Genomic DNA, 18,438 nt, shown 5'->3' on the forward strand with positions numbered 1-18,438 from the left:
AAGGTATTGATTGAAGCATCACTGTCATAGCAGTCCTGAACAGATGTAACTAATCTCCATCTTATTGATTTATCAGTTTCTTTGTGACTGATCTGCGTTCTATAAAAACGACATATCTTTCGGGAGCATCTATTCTTAATGTGGGCATGTTTAGTTAAACATGCCACAATACAAGCCTAAACCGGCTTAAATTTTCGCTAAATCAGGATATTAACTACCCATGAAGGGTAAATATAAAGCCGTTCTGGCACTCCTCTTATTATTGATTCTCATGCCGCTGACGCTGCTGATGACACTCGGTTTGTGGGTGCCTACGCTGGTGGGTGTTTGGTTACCGGTAGGTACGCGTATCGCGCTGGATGAGAGTCCACGGCTGACCCGACACGGACTGTATATCCCGGAACTTCGTTATCTGGTCGATGATTGCCCGTTAGCACGTATTACTCAGGCCGAACTGTCGCATCCGAGTCGTTGGTTGTTGAACGTCAAGACCATTGAACTGGATTCTGCTTGCCTGGCCAAACTGCCGCAGGCGCAACCCTCACCCGTCGCACCTAAAACATTGGCGGAATGGCAATCGATGCTGCCCAATACCTGGATTAACATCGATAACGTTGTTCTCTCCCCATGGCAGGAGTGGCAGGGCAAACTGTCACTTTCGTTAACATCGTCTATTCAGCAGCTTCGCTACCAGGGGGAAAAGGTTAAATTCCAGGGGCGCCTGCATGGACAAAATCTGACGGTAAATGAACTGGACGTTGCGGCGTTTGAAGGGCAACCGCCGGTAAAACTGGTTGGGGAATTTACGATGCCGCTGGTTCCTGACGGACTGCCAGTGAGCGGGCATACGGTCGCAACGCTCAGTTTACCGCAGGAGCCAACGCTTGTGGATGCGGAGCTGGAATGGCAAGAAAATAGCGGGCAACTGATCGTGATGGCACGGGATGCGGCCGATCCGCTTCTCGATCTGCCGTGGGAAATCACGCGTCAGCAACTGACTATCAGTGACGGTCGCTGGAACTGGCCTTATCAGGGGTTCCCGTTAAGTGGGCGTCTGGGGGTGAAAGTCGAAAACTGGCAGGCCGGTCTGGAAAATGCCGTGGTGAGTGGGCGTCTGAATATTCTGACGCAAGGTGAAGCCGGCAAAGGGAATGCGGTGTTAACCCTGGGGCCCGGCAAGCTCAACATGGATAACAGCGAAATGCCGCTGCAGTTGACCGGTGAAGCCAAACAAGGCGATCTGATTTTCTACGCCATGTTACCAGCAAGGCTCACCGGCAGCTTGAACGATCCGCAACTGGCGTTTGAACCTGGGGCATTGTTGCGCTCCCGTGGTCGAGTTATCGACTCACTTGATATTGACGAAATTCGCTGGCCATTGGCTGGCGTTAAAGTGACACAGCGCGGTGTGGATGGGCGTCTGCAGGCCATTTTACGAGCGCATGAAAACCAGATGGGGGGCTTTGAGTTACACCTTGATGGTCTGGCAAATGATTTTCTTCCTGATGCAGGCCGTTGGCAGTGGCGGTATTGGGGCAAAGGCAGTTTTACACCGATGCATGCGCTTTGGGATGTCGCTGGCAAAGGGGAGTGGCACGACAACACCTTGAGACTTTTCGACCTCTCGACCGGATTTGACCATCTGCAATACGGCACCATGACGGTGGAAAAACCGCGTCTGGTGATGGATGCGCCGATCGTGTGGGTCCGTGATGCCGAAAAACCGACGTTTAGCGGTGCGCTTTCGCTCGATGCCGGAAATACGCTCTTTAGCGGGGGCAGCGTCTTGCCCCCTTCAACGCTGAAGTTCAGCGTTGAAGGGACTGATCCGACGATTTTCCAGTTCAAAGGTCAACTTCATGCCGGAGCAATAGGTCCTGTACAGTTGAATGGGCGCTGGGATGGGATCCGCCTGCGTGGTCAGGCCTGGTGGCCAAAACAATCACTCACCGTTTTCCAGCCATTGGTACCCCCAGACTGGAAAATGAATCTGCGCGAAGGTGAACTGTATGCGCAGGTGGCATTCTCTGCCGCGCCGGAGCAGGGCTTTGAGGCGGGGGGACACGGCGTACTGAAAGGTGGCAGTGCCTGGATGCCTGATAACCAAATTAACGGTGTCGATTTTGTACTGCCGTTTCGTTTTAGTGAAGGCGCATGGCAACTGGGTACGCGGGGGCCGGTATCATTACGTATTGCGGAAGTTGTGAATCAGGTTGCTGCGACAAACATCACCGCCGATCTGCAGGGCGGATATCCCTGGAGTGAAGACAATCCGCTACTGTTAAGCGATGTCAGCGCCGAACTGCTGGGTGGCAAAGTGGTTATGCAACAACTGCGTATGCCGCAGCACGATCCGGCATTGTTACGGGTGCAGAATATCTCCTCCAGCGAACTCATCAGTGCGGTAAATCCGAAGCAGTTTGCTATGTCGGGTCCGGTCAGCGGTGCGTTACCGTTATGGCTGAATAACGAAAAGTGGATCATCAAAGACGGATGGTTGACCAACCCAGGACCAATGACGTTACGTATTGATAAAGACACTGCGGATGCCGTTGTCAAAGATAACATGGCAGCCGGCGCGGCGATTAACTGGTTACGTTATATGGAAATAACGCATTCCTGGACGAAAATAAATCTGGATAACCTGGGTGTGTTAACTATGCAGTCAAGCGTCACGGGGAATAGCCGGGTGGATGGAAAAGTGGGTACCGTTAATTTGAATTACACCCATGAGGAAAACGTATTTACGTTATGGCGCAGTTTGCGTTTTGGTGACAATTTACAGGCATGGCTTGAGCAAAATGCGGCGCTGCCAGAAACCCATTGCCCGGAAGGCAAGGAATGTGAGGAACAACAATGAAAATGAGAGCTGCCATGCTGGGCCTGCTTGCGTCATCTCTGCTGGTGGGGTGTACCCCCAGAATCGAAGTGGCTGCGCCTAAAGAGCCCATCACTATCAATATGAACGTCAAAATCGAGCACGAGATCCATATCAAAGTGGATAAAGACGTCGAGAGTTTACTGAAATCGCGCAGCGATCTGTTCTGAGGTCACGATGAAAAAACAGCTTGTAGCGATCCTGGTGGCGTTAAGTTTTTTGAGCGGCAACGTGTGGGCATTGACGCTGAATGAAGCCAGAACGCAGGGACGGGTAGGTGAAACGCTTAACGGCTATCTTGTCGCGCTGAAAACGGATGCTGAAACGCAGGCGCTGGTGAATGAGATTAATAAAGCGCGCAACGCCAGTTACCAACAACTGGCTGAAAGCAACAATATTCCGCCAGATGAAGTGGCAAAAATGGCCGGGCAAAAACTGGTTGCTCGCGCCAAACCCGGCGAGTATGTACAGGGCATAAATGGCAAATGGTTAAGGAAAGAATAATGCATTTCTGAGCCGGGCTGGCAAGTATTGCATTCACTTGAATTATTCATCGACATCGCAATAGTTGCCACACGGCATGATATCGATGTTGATATAGTTCCCTCCGGTCGCGTCACTGGAGTGAAATCATGTGGCTTTTTAAGTGGTATGTCTGGAATCGTTGGGTATTCAAGCTGTTAAGCCGGGATGTCGCGGAGCCGGAACAATTTTTACTGCATTGCTGGGAAGAGAATCTGGCGAAGTGCAGGGATTATGCAACTATCTGGCGTGATATTAATCGCATTCATGGGAAGCAGGCAAAGAAGTAAGTACCCTCCCACCGGATGGTGAGAGGGTCAATCATCAGGCAGCGACGACGCTGTCGATTGCCGCTTTTGCATCGGACTGTGCTTTAGATGCCACTTCCGGACCGTAAGCAATACCTTCCGCGAAGACGACGTTCACGTCGGTGATACCGATAAAGCCCAGGAACACATTCAGATACGGGGTGATCAGGTCGGTCGGTGTATCTTTATGGATACCACCACGGCTGGTCAGCACGATAGCACGTTTTCCGGTTACCAGACCTTCCGGGCCTTTCTCGGTGTAACGGAAGGTTACGCCAGCACGGGCAATCAGGTCGAAGTAGTTTTTCAGCTGCGTTGGGATGTTGAAGTTATACATCGGCGCGGCGATAACAATCACATCATGCGCTTTCAGCTCAGCGATCAGCTCATCAGACAGCGCCAGTGCTTCTTGTTGACGTGGCGTCAACGGGGTATCGCTCGGGCGCATCGCACCCACCAGTTCGCCATCCAGTACCGGAACAGGATTTGCAGCCAGGTCACGGACGGTGATTTCGTCAGCAGAGTGCTTTTCACGCCACTGTTCAACAAAATAATCAGACAACTGACCAGACTGAGAGTACCCTGCCAGAATACTGGATTTAAGAACTAATACCTTGCTCATGGGTGTTTCCTTTTATGTGTTTGAAGGGGATGTGCCCCGTTGCTTGTTGACACTTTATTCACAATCCTGCCGCAGTGATAGCGCAATATATCGAATCCTATGTTCGAAATTATTGAACAACACATGAAAAGCGCCGATGTGGTACTCTATACCCATCATCTACAAGAGATTTAACCCGGCAGAGCACTGCCCTCTAACGCTATGACAGAACAACAAAAATTAACCTTCAATATCCTACAGCAACAGCTGGAATCGCTGATGCTGCGCGACAGACAGCGTTTTTCTCGTCGCCTGCACGGCGTGAAGAAGGTTAAAAATCCTGATGCACAACAGGCCATTTACCAGGAGATGGCAAAAGAGATTGACCAGGCAGCCGGTAAGGTTGTGCTGCGTGAAGCTGCTCGACCGACAATTACCTACCCGGAAAACCTGCCTGTCAGCCAGAAAAAACAGGATATTCTGGAAGCCATTCGCGACCATCAGGTAGTGATTGTTGCCGGGGAGACCGGTTCAGGTAAGACCACACAGCTACCAAAAATTTGTATGGAGCTGGGGCGAGGGGTGAAGGGGCTGATCGGCCATACCCAACCGCGTCGCCTTGCCGCACGTACCGTCGCTAATCGTATTGCTGAAGAGCTACACACTGAGCCGGGTGGCTGTATCGGCTATAAAGTCCGCTTTAGCGATCATGTCAGCGATAACACCATGGTTAAGCTGATGACGGACGGTATTCTGCTGGCGGAAATCCAGCAGGATCGGATGCTGATGCAGTACGACACCATCATCATCGATGAAGCGCACGAACGTAGCCTGAACATTGACTTTCTGCTTGGCTATCTGAAAGAGCTTCTGCCGCGCCGTCCGGATCTGAAAATTATCATCACCTCGGCGACTATCGATCCGGAGCGTTTTTCAAAGCATTTCAATAATGCGCCAATTATCGAAGTCTCCGGTCGAACGTATCCAGTAGAAGTACGCTATCGCCCGATTGTTGAAGATGCGGATGACACCGAACGCGACCAGCTGCAGGCAATTTTCGATGCCGTTGATGAACTGGGACGTGAAAGTCAGGGTGACATTCTGATCTTCATGAGTGGTGAACGTGAAATTCGCGATACCGCTGATGCACTGAACAAACTGGATTTACGTCATACCGAAGTGTTGCCGCTGTACGCCCGCCTCTCCAACAGTGAGCAGAACCGTGTGTTCCAGTCGCACAGCGGACGGCGCATTGTGTTGGCCACTAACGTGGCAGAAACCTCACTGACTGTTCCGGGTATCAAATATGTGATTGACCCGGGAACGGCGCGTATCAGCCGCTACAGCTACCGAACCAAAGTGCAGCGCTTGCCGATTGAACCCGTGTCGCAGGCCTCTGCGAACCAGCGTAAAGGTCGCTGTGGTCGTGTATCGGAAGGGATCTGTATTCGTCTCTATTCAGAAGATGATTTCCTGTCACGTCCGGAGTTTACCGACCCGGAAATTCTGCGTACCAATCTGGCGTCCGTTATTCTGCAAATGACGGCGCTGGGTCTGGGGGATATTGCCGCATTCCCGTTTGTTGAAGCCCCGGATAAACGCAATATTCAGGATGGTGTGCGCCTGCTCGAAGAGCTGGGGGCGATTACCACCGACGAGCAGCAAACCGCTTATAAACTGACGCCGTTGGGCCGTCAGTTGTCGCAATTGCCAGTGGACCCACGCCTGGCGCGTATGGTGCTGGAAGCGCAGAAACATGGCTGCGTACGTGAGGCGATGATCATTACCTCGGCGCTGTCCATTCAGGACCCGCGTGAACGCCCTATGGATAAGCAACAGGCTTCCGACGAGAAACACCGCCGCTTCCACGACAAAGAGTCTGATTTCCTTGCGTTTGTAAATTTGTGGAATTACCTCGGCGAGCAACAAAAGGCGCTGTCGTCGAACCAGTTCCGTCGTCAGTGTAAGGTTGATTTCCTTAACTATCTGCGCGTGCGCGAATGGCAGGATATCTACACGCAACTGCGTCAGGTCGTGAAAGAGTTAGGTATTCCGGTCAATAGCGAACCTGCTGAGTATCGGGAAATCCACGTTGCGCTGCTGACCGGATTACTGTCGCATATCGGGATGAAAGATGCGGATAAACAGGAATTTACCGGCGCGCGTAATGCCCGTTTCTCGATCTTCCCAGGTTCCGGTTTATTCAAAAAACCGCCGAAGTGGACAATGGTTGCAGAGTTGGTGGAAACCAGCCGTTTGTGGGGACGCATTGCCGCGCGAATCGATCCCGAGTGGGTGGAGCCAGTTGCCCAGCATCTGATAAAACGTTCGTACAGTGAACCGCACTGGGAGCGTGCCCAGGGGGCGGTGATGGCGACAGAAAAAGTCACTGTTTACGGCTTACCGATTGTTGCCGCCCGTAAGGTGAACTACAGCCAGATCGATCCTGCACTATCGCGTGAACTGTTTATTCGCCATGCTTTGGTGGAAGGTGACTGGCAGACGCGGCATGCGTTTTTCCGTGACAACCTCAAGCTGCGTGCGGAAGTGGAAGAGCTGGAACATAAATCGCGTCGTCGCGATATTCTGGTCGATGATGAGACGCTGTTTGAGTTTTACGACCAGCGTATCAGCCATGATGTGGTTTCCGCCCGACACTTTGATAGCTGGTGGAAGAAGGTCAGCCGCGAGACACCGGATCTGCTCAACTTTGAAAAGAGTATGCTTATCAAAGAGGGCGCGGAGAAAATCAGCAAGCTGGATTACCCGAACTTCTGGCATCAGGGCAATCTCAAATTGCGGTTAAGCTACCAGTTTGAACCCGGTGCTGATGCGGATGGCGTGACCGTGCATATTCCGCTGCCGTTACTAAACCAGGTTGAAGAGAGCGGTTTTGAATGGCAAATCCCGGGGCTGCGTCGTGAACTGGTGATTGCGCTGATTAAATCACTGCCAAAACCGGTACGACGTAACTTTGTGCCGGCACCGAACTATGCAGAAGCGTTTTTAGGTCGTGTGACACCGCTGGAACTGCCGCTGCTGGATTCGCTGGAGCGTGAACTGCGCCGGATGACCGGCGTCACCGTTGACCGTGAAGACTGGCACTGGGATCAGGTGCCCGATCATCTGAAAATAACGTTCCGGGTGGTCGACGATAAGAACAAAAAGCTGCAGGAAGGACGCTCACTGCAGGCTCTGAAAGATGCGTTGAAGGGTAAAGTCCAGGAAACGCTGTCTGCGGTGGCAGATGATGGTATCGAACAGAGCGGCCTGCACATCTGGAGCTTTGGTCAACTGCCGGAAAGTTACGAGCAAAAACGCGGCAACTATAAAGTGAAAGCATGGCCAGCGCTGGTGGATGAACGAGACAGCGTTGCCATCAAACTGTTTGATAATCCGCTGGAGCAACAGCAAGCGATGTGGTGCGGCTTACGCCGTCTGTTACTGCTGAATATCCCATCACCTATCAAATATTTACACGAGAAACTGCCCAACAAAGCGAAGCTGGGGCTGTATTTTAACCCATATGGCAAAGTGCTGGATTTGATTGACGACTGTATTTCCTGCGGTGTGGATAGACTTATCGACGCTAACGGCGGCCCGGTGTGGACGGAAGAGGGCTTTGCGGCGTTGCACGAAAAAGTACGGGCTGAGCTGAATGACACGGTGGTCGATATTGCGAAGCAGGTCGAACAGATCCTGACGGCGGTATTTAACATCAACAAACGTCTGAAAGGGCGTGTAGATATGACCATGGCGCTGGGGCTTTCGGATATCAAATCGCAAATGGGCGGGCTGGTGTACCGTGGATTTGTCACTGGCAACGGTTTCAAACGTCTGGGCGATACGTTGCGTTATTTGCAGGCCATTGAAAAACGGCTGGAGAAACTGGCGATTGATCCGCACCGCGATCGGGCGCAGATGCTGAAAGTGGATAGCGTGCAGCAGGCCTGGCAGCAGTGGTTCAATAAACTGCCGCCTGCGCGGCGTGAAGATGATGATGTCAAAGAGATCCGCTGGATGATAGAAGAGCTGCGTGTCAGCTACTTTGCCCAGCAGCTCGGCACGCCGTATCCCATCTCGGATAAACGTATTCTGCAGGCGATGGAGCAGATTTCAGGCTAACGCGTGGTGGTGCCGTAGACCGGATACGGCGAGATAAGGCGCGGTGCCTGCTGGCGCTGTGCCTTATCAGGCCTACACCGGTCTACAGAACAAAGACCAGGAGTCACGAACATGAGACAGTTTCCAACACTTTCCGCGCCTACCCTTGCGGCGATAAACACCGTAGGACAATGGTTAGCGCAGAGCGATTTTGTGGACCACGCTGCTATTCAGGCAGACTGTGTGGTTCTGGCGGGGAATGCGGTGATCCCGACTATCGATGCGGCCTGCCAGATAGCGAAAGAACATCAGATCCCCTTGCTGATCAGCGGGGGAATAGGCCATTCCACAACGTTTCTGTATAGCGCGATTGCTCAACATCCGCGCTATAACATCATCCGCACCAGCGGACGAGCAGAGGCGGCGATCCTGGCTGATATTGCGCACCAGTTCTGGCAAATTCCGGGTAAGACGATTTGGGTGGAAGACCAGTCAACAAACTGCGGTGAGAATGCACGCTTTAGCTGCGCCTTACTGAACCAGGCGACAGAAAATATTCGCACGGTCATTGTGGTGCAGGACCCTACAATGCAACGCCGCACGATGGCGACATTCCAGCGTGTAACCCGTGATGATCTGCAGGCACCGCGCTGGTTGAGTTTTCCCGGTCTTATCCCTGAGTTGACCCTACAGAACGGCGGTGTGGATTTCGCGCCGACTGCGGAGGGGCTGTGGTCTGTGGATCGCTATCTTTCGCTGATTACCGGCGAATTGCCGAGACTACGCGATGATGCAAGCGGCTATGGCCCTCGCGGTCGTGATTTTATCGCCCATGTTGATATCCCGCAGACAGTTGAGGATGCGTGGCTGCATCTGCAAAACGATACGGCGCTGACTGATCTGCTGGCGAGCCGATCGCTGTAATCTCTGCCGCCCGTTTGTGCATGTTTTGTCGCAAACGGGCATAAATCCTGCCTGTTTTTTCCCTTCGCTATGACATTACCAGACGCTTTTATGAAGCGGCTCACAGAACGACAATTCCAGCAGTAATGCGTCATGCATGATTGGTATTAATTAACAATAGTTTTACTTGTTAAAAACAAATCAATCACAGGAGAAGCGCATGTCAGTACCCGTACAACATCCTATGTATATTGATGGGCAGTTTGTGACCTGGCACGACGATGCCTGGATTGATGTCGTCAATCCAGCGACCGAAGAGCTGATCTCGCGTATTCCCGATGGACGCGCTGAAGATGCACGTAAAGCGATTGATGCCGCGGAGCGGGCCCAGCCGGCATGGGAGGCGCTACCCGCGATTGAACGTGCAAACTGGCTACGCAAAATTTCTGCGGGCATACGTCAACGCGCCAGTGAAATCAGTGCGCTGATTGTGGCGGAGGGCGGGAAGATCCAACAGCTGGCCGAGGTCGAAGTCTCGTTTACCGCCGACTACATCGATTATATGGCGGAGTGGGCACGGCGTTACGAAGGTGAGATCCTGCAAAGCGATCGTCCGGGTGAGAATATCCTGCTGTTTAAGCGTGCGTTAGGTGTAACAACCGGCATTCTGCCGTGGAACTTTCCGTTTTTCCTGATTGCCCGCAAACTGGCGCCAGCTTTGCTGACGGGTAATACCATTGTGATTAAACCCAGCGAATTCACGCCGAATAATGCGATCGCCTTTGCCAAGATTGTTGATGATATTGGTCTGCCGCGCGGGGTGTTTAACCTGGTGCTTGGACGCGGTGAAACGGTCGGTCAGGAACTTGCCGGGAACCCCAAAGTAGCGATGGTGAGCATGACCGGTAGCGTTGTGGCGGGCGAGAAAATCATGGCTGCGGCAGCGAAAAATATCACTAAGGTATGTCTGGAGTTGGGTGGCAAAGCGCCGGCAATCGTCATGGATGACGCCGATCTTGAGCTGGCTGTGAAGGCAATTGTTGACTCGCGGGTGATTAACACCGGTCAGGTGTGCAACTGCGCCGAACGCGTGTATGTCCAGAAAGGCATCTATGACCAGTTTGTGAATCGTCTGGGAGAGGCAATGAAAGCCGTCCAGTTTGGCAACCCGGCCGAGCGTAATGACATCGCGATGGGGCCGCTCATTAATGCGGCTGCGCTGGCACGTGTGGAACAGAAAGTGGCGCGCGCAGTGCAGGAGGGCGCCAGGGTGGTGCTGGGCGGTAAAGCCATAGAGGGGAAAGGCTATTATTACCCGCCGACGTTGCTGTTAGACGTGCGCCAGGAGATGGCGATTATGCACGAGGAGACGTTTGGTCCGGTGCTGCCGGTGGTAGCGTTTGATACGCTGGAAGAGGCGCTGACGATGGCAAACGACAGCGACTATGGGCTGACTTCGTCGATTTACACGCAAAACCTGAACACGGCGATGAAGGCGATTAAAGGGCTGAAGTTTGGCGAAACCTATATTAATCGCGAAAACTTCGAGGCGATGCAGGGGTTCCATGCGGGGTGGCGTAAGTCAGGAATTGGTGGTGCAGACGGTAAGCATGGCTTGCATGAATATCTGCAAACGCAGGTGGTATATCTGCAGTCCTGATACTGATACGCTGAGTATAAGCCGGGTGATCCTGTGTGCCACCCGGCACAATCATCACACTTTTGTGGCTATCCAGTTCATCATCATTTCCGGCCACACGGCCAGCGGTAACCCTTGAGTATCCCGAATACCGAAGCCGTGTTTGCCGCGTTCAAACAGATGCATTTCAACAGGAATCCCCTGTGCGCGAAGCGCATTAAAAAATGCCAGACTGTTTTCGACTTTCACCGCCGGATCGTCAATGGCATGCAGCAGGAATGTTGGCGGCGTCGCGTTCTCAACCCGTTCTTCAAGTGAATAGCGGTGCAGATCCTGCTCTTCGGGGGTCGTGCCAACTAATTCAAGGCGAGAGCCAGGATGAGCAATATTCTCACGCAGGCTAATCACCGGATAGACCAGCGCCATGAACGCGGGGCGGGCGGGTTGTTCGTCTACGCAATCGATGGGCGTATAAACTGATTCAGCAAAACGTGTTCCCAGGCTGGCGGCCACATGACCGCCGGAGGAAAAGCCGAGGACACCAATACGATCAGGATCGATTTTCCACTCATGAGCGTTAGCCCGAATGTAGCGCATCGCACGTTGGGCATCGGCCAACGGGGCGTTTGACGCTTCCTCGTGACCATCCCCCGGCATGCGATAGGTCATGACAAACAGGGTATAACCGCGGGCATTAAAAAAGGGCGCCAGCGCGCTGCCTTCTTTGTCCAGCACGACGCGGCGATAAGAGCCGCCGGGGGTGACAAGTATTCCCACACCATTCGGTTTTGCGGGGGCGTAGACGGTGATTTCTGGGGCACGAATACCGGTTACCGCACGATCGTAATGAGAGGTTCCCGTGTGTCTGGGTTCGGGGGTAAATACCGCATTGCTGTTTTTTGCTCCGGGGGCTTCACCCATTGGCCAGACTGAGACGGTGGCGGCGTGGGCAACGGCTTGCGCTATCATAGTGTCTAACGTTTCACGACTCAGTGTTTCCATTACTGTGCTCCCTCTGTGGCAAAGGTTAGCTATAGCACACTTGATGAGTTGAAAACGGGGAGAGACTCACAACGTATTGAATTAGCGGGAAATGAAACGAGGCGGAGGCGATCCTCCGCCATAACACTAAAGCGTGATAAATTTATCCAACGTACGGATCAGTTGGGTGACAAAACCGTACTCGTTATCGTACCAGGCCACGGTTTTTACCAGTTGCAGATCGCCCACTTCGGTGATCTCGGTTTGTGTCGCATCAAATACTGAACCGAAATGTGAGCCAATGACATCTGACGAGACAATTTCTTCGTCGGTATAGCCGAATGATGCATTGTTCAGCGTTGCTTTTTTCAGCGCGTTGTTAACCTCTTCCGCAGTGACTTTTTTACCCAGAATCGACACCAGTTCTGTGACAGAGCCTGTTTTTACCGGAACACGCTGGGCGTGGCCTTTTAATTTCCCGCTCAGGGCCGGGATCACCAGACCAATCGCCTTCGCTGCACCGGTGGTATGAGGAATGATATTTTCTGCTGCCGCGCGTGAAGCTCGCAGATCCTTACCACGTGGCCCATCAACCAGTGACTGTGTCCCGGTATAGGCATGGATGGTGGTCATGGTACCAAGCTGAATACCGAAGTTGTCATGCAGCGCTTTTGCCATCGGTGCCAGGCAGTTAGTGGTGCACGATGCGACAGAAATAATCCGATCGCTTGCATCCATCGTGTCGTCATTCACGTTAAAGACGATCGTCTTCATCTCTCCTGCTGGGGCGGATATCAGGACTTTTTGGGCGCCTGCATCCAGGTGGGCCTGCGATTTTTCTGTTGAGGTATAAAAGCCAGTGCACTCGATGATAATTTCCGCACCTGTGGTTTTCCACGGAATATTTTTGGCCTCTTTTTCGGCGTAAACAGCAATTTTTTTACCATCGACAATCAGTGCGTCCTCGGTAAAGTCGACGCTCCAGGGAAATGGTCCGTAGTTTGAATCGTGTTTTAACAGATAGGCGAGGATTTTCGGTGAGGTAAGGTCATTGATAGCGACGACCTCCACGCTGCTTTTGACTTCCAGTAGCCGACGCAATACCAGACGACCGATACGACCAAAACCGTTAATGCCAATTTTACTCATGGTTTTCTCCTGTCAGGATGAGACGGTACGACATATTTTCCCTACCAGGCATAGTCCAGTCAGGCATCCGCGGCAATAGCTGTTTTTGCGGTTAAACGTAACTGACTGAAAATGAGTGAACAAAACTTAATGAATTTTTAACAAAAGCCCGTTATGTTGACGCATTATTGTTTTTATTCGAGAAGTGTTATGGGGAAGAAGTATTCTGGCCTGCAAATTGGCATTCACTGGCTGGTCTTTTTGTTGGTCATTGTGGCCTACAGTGCCATGGAGTTTCGCGGATTTTTCCCGCGCAGCTATCGTCCCGGGTTCAACATGGTACATGTTTCCTGTGGTATCACGATTTTAGCGTTGATGGTGGCGCGTCTGCTGGTCAGACTTAAGTATCCGGCACCCCCGATTGAACCAAAACCGAAACCGATGATGACTGGTATGGCGCATCTGGGGCATCTGGTTATCTATTTGCTGTTTATTGCGCTGCCGATTATTGGCCTGGTGATGATGTATAACCGGGGAAATCCGTGGGTTGCATTCGGCATTGTTATGCCACATGCAGCAGAAGCCAATTTTGAACTGGCCGATATGCTGAAATCATGGCACGAAACGCTGGCAAACCTGGGTTATTTTGTCATTGGCCTGCATGCCGCTGCGGCTCTGTTACATCACTATTTCTGGAAGGATAATACGCTCCTGCGCATGATGCCGCGTAAGCGTTCCTGATCAAACGCCCCGCGTAATGCGGGGTGTTTTATTCTCCGTGATTATTTTTCGCAAGAGATCTCTTTTTCAACGCGTTGCACCTGCGTGGCGCGTTTCTTCAGGCTGATGATGGCCAGCGCCAGAACAATCAGCACAATCCCGCTACCTTCGATAATGCCAGGTTCTTCGCCGAGCAACCACCAGGAAAAGAGTACTCCGCAAACCGGTACCGCCAGCGTGCTTAAGCTGGCGATACTGGCTGGCAGGTTACGCAGCACAAACAGCCATAAGCTCCAGGCCAGCGCTGTTGCCAGTACGGCGCTGTATCCTAATGCCCAGAACACGACAGGCTGCCAGTCAGGCGTTCGCTGTGGGACCAGCCAGGCGACCAGGCTCATCACCAGCGCGGCATACAGCATCTGCCACGAGGTGAGTGCTAACAGGTCGATATTGGGATGACGAGCGTACATACGTTTGGCAACAACCGCACTGGCTCCCCAACTGATGCCCGAGAGGATTGCCAGCAGCGCGCTCTTCATTGACGAAAAGTCCAGTTGCCACGGCTGTAATACCAGTACCAGGCCAAACGCCGCCACTGCAATAGCGACGTACTGCAAACGACGCATGCGTTCACCGAGAAAAAGGGCGGCCATAATGACCACCCAGAAGGGCATGGTATAACTCAGAATAGCGACTTTTCCCGCACCGCCGCTGACCAGCGCCCACTGTGATAATCCCACCATGCCGCACGTTTGTAACAAGGCTATCGCCAACGTATACCTGAACGGGGTCGGGCGCATTCCGCGTCCACGTAGCATCAGGACAATAAATAATAGCAATGCCCCAAAAGAACAACGTAGTGCGGTGAAATCGAATGAACCAATGTAGTGCGTGACCTGTTTCATAGCAATCCAGCTATAGCTCCAGATGAGCGTTAGCGCGATCAGGCCGCCAATGGCCAGCGGATTGCTTTTCCCTGCGGTAGTCATAGTGTGTCCGTTTTGATGATGTTATGGCGCTACTATACCCGGTTTCATGTCACGATACTTTTGTGCAGACACGAGTCGTTATAATTCAGGCGAATAGCCATAGCGCCACAAAAAGCTGCTTGAACAACTGCTCAGATAAAACTACTGTATATAAATACAGTTAATATTGGATGAGTCATTATGTTGTTTCTCAAGCCAGCGGATCTCCGCGAAATCAATACAGCTCCCTTGTTTAGTGACCTTGTTCAGTGCGGGTTTCCCAGCCCGGCTGCGGATTATGTCGAGCGGGGCATCGATTTGAATGAATTGCTAATTCAGCATCCCAGTGCCACGTACTTCGTGAAAGCCGCGGGGGATTCAATGATTGAGGGGGGGATCGATGATGGCGATTTGCTGGTTGTTGACAGTTCGCTGACGGCGGTACATGGCGATATTATTATCACTGCCGTTGATGGTGAGTTCACGGTTAAGCGGCTGCAGCTTCGTCCAACGGTACAGCTCGTTCCAATGAACAGCGCTTATGCACCGATCGTTATCGGTCGTGAAGAATCACTGAATGTATTCGGTGTCGTTACCTATGCCGTGAAGGCTCTGCGCTGATGTTTGCGCTCTGCGATGTAAATTCGTTTTACGCCAGCTGTGAGACCGTTTTCCGGCCCGATCTCTGTGATAAACCGGTGGTGGTTCTCTCAAATAACGATGGCTGTGTTATTGCCTGCAGCGCGGAGGCCAAAAAACTGGGTATCCAAATGGGGGCGCCGTACTTCAAACAAAAAGAGTTGTTCCGACGTTACGGTGTGACGTGTTTTAGCTCAAATTACGAGCTGTATGCGGATATGAGCAGTAGAGTCATGTCCATCCTCGAGGAACTCTCTCCGCGCGTGGAAAGGTATAGTATTGATGAAGCGTTCTGTGACTTGACGGGGGTGAGGAACTGCAGAGATCTTACTGATTTTGGTTGCGAGATGAGGGACGCTATTTTGCAGAAAACGCATCTTAAGGTGGGCGTCGGTATTGCTCAGACCAAAACACTGGCTAAGCTGGCAAATTATGCGGCTAAAAAGTGGCAGGATCAGACGGGCAGCGTGGTCGATCTATCGAATAGCGAGCGCCAACGCAAGCTGATGGCAGCCGTTCCGGTAGATGAAGTCTGGGGCATTGGTCGCCGTATCGGTAAGAAACTGGATGCAATGGGCATTAAAACGGTTTGTGACCTGGCTGAAACCGATATTCGCTTTATCCGCAAACATTTCAGCGTGGTGCTGGAAAGAACCGTACGGGAATTGCGCGGCGAATCGTGCCTGGCGCTGGATGAGTTTGCGCCGGTTAAGCAGGAAATCATCTGCTCAAGGTCGTTTGGTGTACGGCTCACGGATTATAATGCCATGCGGGAGGCTATTTGCACCTATGCTTCACGTGCGGCGGAGAAGTTGCGCGGAGAGCACCAGTTCTGTCGCTTCATTTCTGCGTTTATTAAAACCAGTCCATTTGCCCATAACGAACCTTACTATGGTAACAACGCGTCGGTAAAACTACTGACGCCAACCCAGGACAGCCGGGATATTATTGGTGCGGCGACGCGTTGCCTTGATGCCATCTGGCGAGAGGGGCGGCATTATCAAAAAGCAGGCGTGATGTTAGGGGATTTTTTCAGTTCCGGTGTGGCACAGCTCAATCTTTTTGATGAAAACGTCCCGCGGCATAATAGCGACAAACTTATGGCGGTTCTGGATACGCTTAATGCTAAAAATGGTAAAGGGACGCTCTGGTTTGCCGGACAAGGGATACAGCAACCATGGGCAATGAAACGAGACATGCTCTCACCTCGTTATACGACGAGATACAGTGATTTACTGCGGGTGGGGGATCTCCAGCGGTGTAATGCCACATCTACGATTGCGTGTCTCTGACATTTCGGTAGCATGAAAAAGCAAGATACATATCCTGCCTTTTTCATGCTATTACCCGTTATTTACCTGATAACTCCTTCAAATACAGTGGTGGTTGATACCAACAGTGGCCGCCATAAGCTCGCGTTCAGACCACGGCTTATTCCTTACCAGCCATAAGACATGCCACCGCCAATCACAAAGTTATGCTGTGTATCGTTGGAAACGGACGCTTTAACGACAACGTGCTCTGATGCCCGGGCAGAGAAACCGACAGCCAAAGCTGTTTCGCCATCCGTCGTACCGACACCCGCGCCGACGTTGACGCTCTGAGACTCAATAACCTGAGGTATATTCGCCATTGCTGCGACACCTGCGATGCCAGCGGATGCGCGTTTACGGTTCTGATCCACTTCATTTTTCAACTGACCGAAGTTAGCGTTGGTGTTCTGCTCCAGTGTTTCGATGCGTTGCTCATGATTGGCCAGTTCGTCGGTATGTTTCGCAACCGTCGCGTTGGTCGCTGCACGTTCAGCAGCGGCGTCAGCCAGATACTTGTCGACAGATGCCGTGCGTTGAGCGAACGATGAGGCTGCAACTTTTTGGGACAGGCCTGCTGTCAGCGTCTGGTAATGCGTTGCTTCTGTCTTCACTTCATCGGTGATGGCCTGTTTGTTAGTGGCAACCTGGGCTGCGTCAGCTTTGGTGCCGATTGCCGTTCTGAGCTGGTTATCCGCATCTGTACGATCGGTGATTTCTTTCTGTAATTCACCATCCTGACGCTGCTGATCGGTACTAAAGGCAGTGGTATCAACCTTGTTTTTGAGCGCGTTAGTGTTGTTGTCTGCCGTTTTCTGTGCATTTCCTGCACTTTGCATGGCTTGTGCGATATCGTTACCCTGTTGTAGGTCAACTGCTGCCTGAGCGGTTTTATCCGTATTATAAGTTGGCTTATCGACAAAATTAGCTTGTGACTGCTGGAGTTGAGTGATGGCCTGTTGGTTGGTATTTGCTATGGCAGCAATGCTGTTTGCCTGAGTGACATCGGCTTTATTTGTTGAAAGATCCGCAATAGCACCGTGAAGGTTTTCCAAATCGTACGTTGCGCCATCAATGCCCACAATAGTAATGGTACCGACAGGGTTAGGCGTTTTGGTGAAGGTAGTGACACCATTTGTTGTCGTGCCGATAGCCGCTTCGGCAATTCCAGACAATAGCAGAGAAGAAAGAATAAAAGCAGTAATTAAGTTGGTTTTCATACATGTCATCATTAATATATAAGTGTTTAAGATTGCGTTGAGCGCTGTTTGAACTTCAACGTAAATAAAATTAGATAGAATACTATCTGGCGTTTTTTGATGTTCTCTTGTCCTGTGAGTGAAGCGGCATTTTCAACAGATGCCATATGCAGTGTTTTTATTATTAAAGCTGATGCGCTGAAATAGACCGCTGCGTAGTGAAAACGGTTTTATCATCTCGACTTTGCAGTTTACTTTTCTTTCACATCAGCTGGTTATGATTCCTTTGACGTGAGGTGACCAAGGGCGGTGGATACCTTGACACCTGGCAGGCCATTGATAGTTATTCGATGGTTAAATGTTTCACTGGTTATTATTGTTATGCGATACATAGGGTTGCTTATTAGTTAGTATTTTATTGAGTGAAAATTACCACTGCACCAGATAGAATCAATATTAGAAAGTGTCCAAAATTCTACTTATTTAGAAAATTAAGAATAGTCCCAGAGTTAGTGATTGGGTAATTAAATTATTGGTG

The 18,438-nt window shown here is 51.5% G+C and carries 15 protein-coding genes; 10 read left to right on the forward strand and 5 right to left on the reverse strand.

Features of this window, described 5'->3' with window-relative positions:
- Positions 1-220: 220 nt before the first annotated feature.
- From NNO03_RS03145 to NNO03_RS03160, 4 genes are all read left to right on the forward strand, one after another.
- Positions 221-2,860 carry a YdbH family protein gene (locus NNO03_RS03145; protein WP_271448781.1) on the forward strand — a complete coding sequence of 880 codons (2,640 nt, stop codon included), beginning with the start codon at positions 221-223 and terminating at the stop codon, positions 2,858-2,860.
- Complete coding sequence (locus NNO03_RS03150; protein WP_271442536.1) at positions 2,857-3,048, forward strand: YnbE family lipoprotein; 192 nt, start codon at positions 2,857-2,859, stop codon at positions 3,046-3,048. Before NNO03_RS03145 ends, NNO03_RS03150 begins: the two co-directional genes overlap by 4 nt.
- Positions 3,049-3,055: 7 nt before the next feature.
- A complete protein-coding gene (locus NNO03_RS03155; RefSeq protein ID WP_137381773.1) occupies positions 3,056-3,382 on the forward strand; it encodes a YdbL family protein in 327 nt (108 codons plus the stop codon).
- A 128-nt stretch (positions 3,383-3,510) separates the two neighbouring features.
- Positions 3,511-3,690: a hypothetical protein gene (locus NNO03_RS03160; RefSeq protein WP_121584690.1), complete on the forward strand. Its 180-nt coding sequence runs from the start codon at positions 3,511-3,513 to the stop codon at positions 3,688-3,690.
- A 34-nt stretch (positions 3,691-3,724) separates the two neighbouring features.
- On the opposite strand, the gene azoR is transcribed toward NNO03_RS03160, so the two are convergent.
- Positions 3,725-4,330 (reverse strand): FMN-dependent NADH-azoreductase, encoded by a 606-nt coding sequence (gene azoR, locus NNO03_RS03165; RefSeq protein ID WP_005126702.1) that lies wholly within the window; start codon positions 4,328-4,330, stop codon positions 3,725-3,727.
- Positions 4,331-4,531: 201 nt separating this feature from the next.
- On the opposite strand from azoR, the gene hrpA reads away from it, so the two are divergent.
- The 3 genes from hrpA to aldA all read left to right on the forward strand — a co-directional run bounded on the left by hrpA (position 4,532) and on the right by aldA (position 10,976).
- Complete coding sequence (hrpA, locus tag NNO03_RS03170) at positions 4,532-8,434, forward strand: ATP-dependent RNA helicase HrpA (RefSeq protein WP_271448782.1); 3,903 nt, start codon at positions 4,532-4,534, stop codon at positions 8,432-8,434.
- Between the two features lie 111 nt (positions 8,435-8,545).
- A complete protein-coding gene (locus tag NNO03_RS03175) occupies positions 8,546-9,337 on the forward strand; it encodes a YdcF family protein (RefSeq protein WP_271448783.1) in 792 nt (263 codons plus the stop codon).
- Between the two features lie 199 nt (positions 9,338-9,536).
- Entirely contained in the window at positions 9,537-10,976 is a 1,440-nt protein-coding gene (aldA, locus tag NNO03_RS03180; protein ID WP_271442533.1) for an aldehyde dehydrogenase, read from the forward strand.
- Positions 10,977-11,030: 54 nt separating this feature from the next.
- Here aldA and NNO03_RS03185 read toward each other — a convergent pair whose 3' ends face one another.
- Both NNO03_RS03185 and gap read right to left on the reverse strand, forming a co-directional pair.
- Positions 11,031-11,957: an alpha/beta hydrolase gene (locus NNO03_RS03185; protein ID WP_271448784.1), complete on the reverse strand. Its 927-nt coding sequence runs from the start codon at positions 11,955-11,957 to the stop codon at positions 11,031-11,033.
- Positions 11,958-12,083: 126 nt separating this feature from the next.
- Positions 12,084-13,085: a type I glyceraldehyde-3-phosphate dehydrogenase gene (gene gap, locus NNO03_RS03190; RefSeq protein WP_271448785.1), complete on the reverse strand. Its 1,002-nt coding sequence runs from the start codon at positions 13,083-13,085 to the stop codon at positions 12,084-12,086.
- Between the two features lie 189 nt (positions 13,086-13,274).
- On the opposite strand from gap, the gene cybB reads away from it, so the two are divergent.
- Complete coding sequence (gene cybB, locus NNO03_RS03195; protein WP_271442530.1) at positions 13,275-13,805, forward strand: cytochrome b561; 531 nt, start codon at positions 13,275-13,277, stop codon at positions 13,803-13,805.
- A 41-nt stretch (positions 13,806-13,846) separates the two neighbouring features.
- On the opposite strand, the gene NNO03_RS03200 is transcribed toward cybB, so the two are convergent.
- Complete coding sequence (locus NNO03_RS03200) at positions 13,847-14,773, reverse strand: DMT family transporter (RefSeq protein ID WP_271448786.1); 927 nt, start codon at positions 14,771-14,773, stop codon at positions 13,847-13,849.
- Positions 14,774-14,953: 180 nt separating this feature from the next.
- Here NNO03_RS03200 and NNO03_RS03205 point away from each other — a divergent pair, with 180 nt between their 5' ends.
- Together NNO03_RS03205 and NNO03_RS03210 are read left to right on the forward strand one after the other, a co-directional pair.
- Entirely contained in the window at positions 14,954-15,373 is a 420-nt protein-coding gene (locus tag NNO03_RS03205; RefSeq protein ID WP_271448787.1) for a translesion error-prone DNA polymerase V autoproteolytic subunit, read from the forward strand.
- Positions 15,373-16,683 (forward strand): Y-family DNA polymerase, encoded by a 1,311-nt coding sequence (locus NNO03_RS03210; RefSeq protein WP_271448788.1) that lies wholly within the window; start codon positions 15,373-15,375, stop codon positions 16,681-16,683. Before NNO03_RS03205 ends, NNO03_RS03210 begins: the two co-directional genes overlap by 1 nt.
- 146 nt (positions 16,684-16,829) lie before the next feature.
- Here NNO03_RS03210 and NNO03_RS03215 read toward each other — a convergent pair whose 3' ends face one another.
- Positions 16,830-17,921, reverse strand: coding sequence for a YadA C-terminal domain-containing protein (locus NNO03_RS03215; RefSeq protein ID WP_271448789.1), 1,092 nt, complete (start codon positions 17,919-17,921; stop codon positions 16,830-16,832).
- Positions 17,922-18,438: the final 517 nt, after the last annotated feature.

This window comes from Citrobacter sp. Igbk 16 (assembly GCF_028069755.1).
Taxonomy (GTDB): domain Bacteria; phylum Pseudomonadota; class Gammaproteobacteria; order Enterobacterales; family Enterobacteriaceae; genus Citrobacter.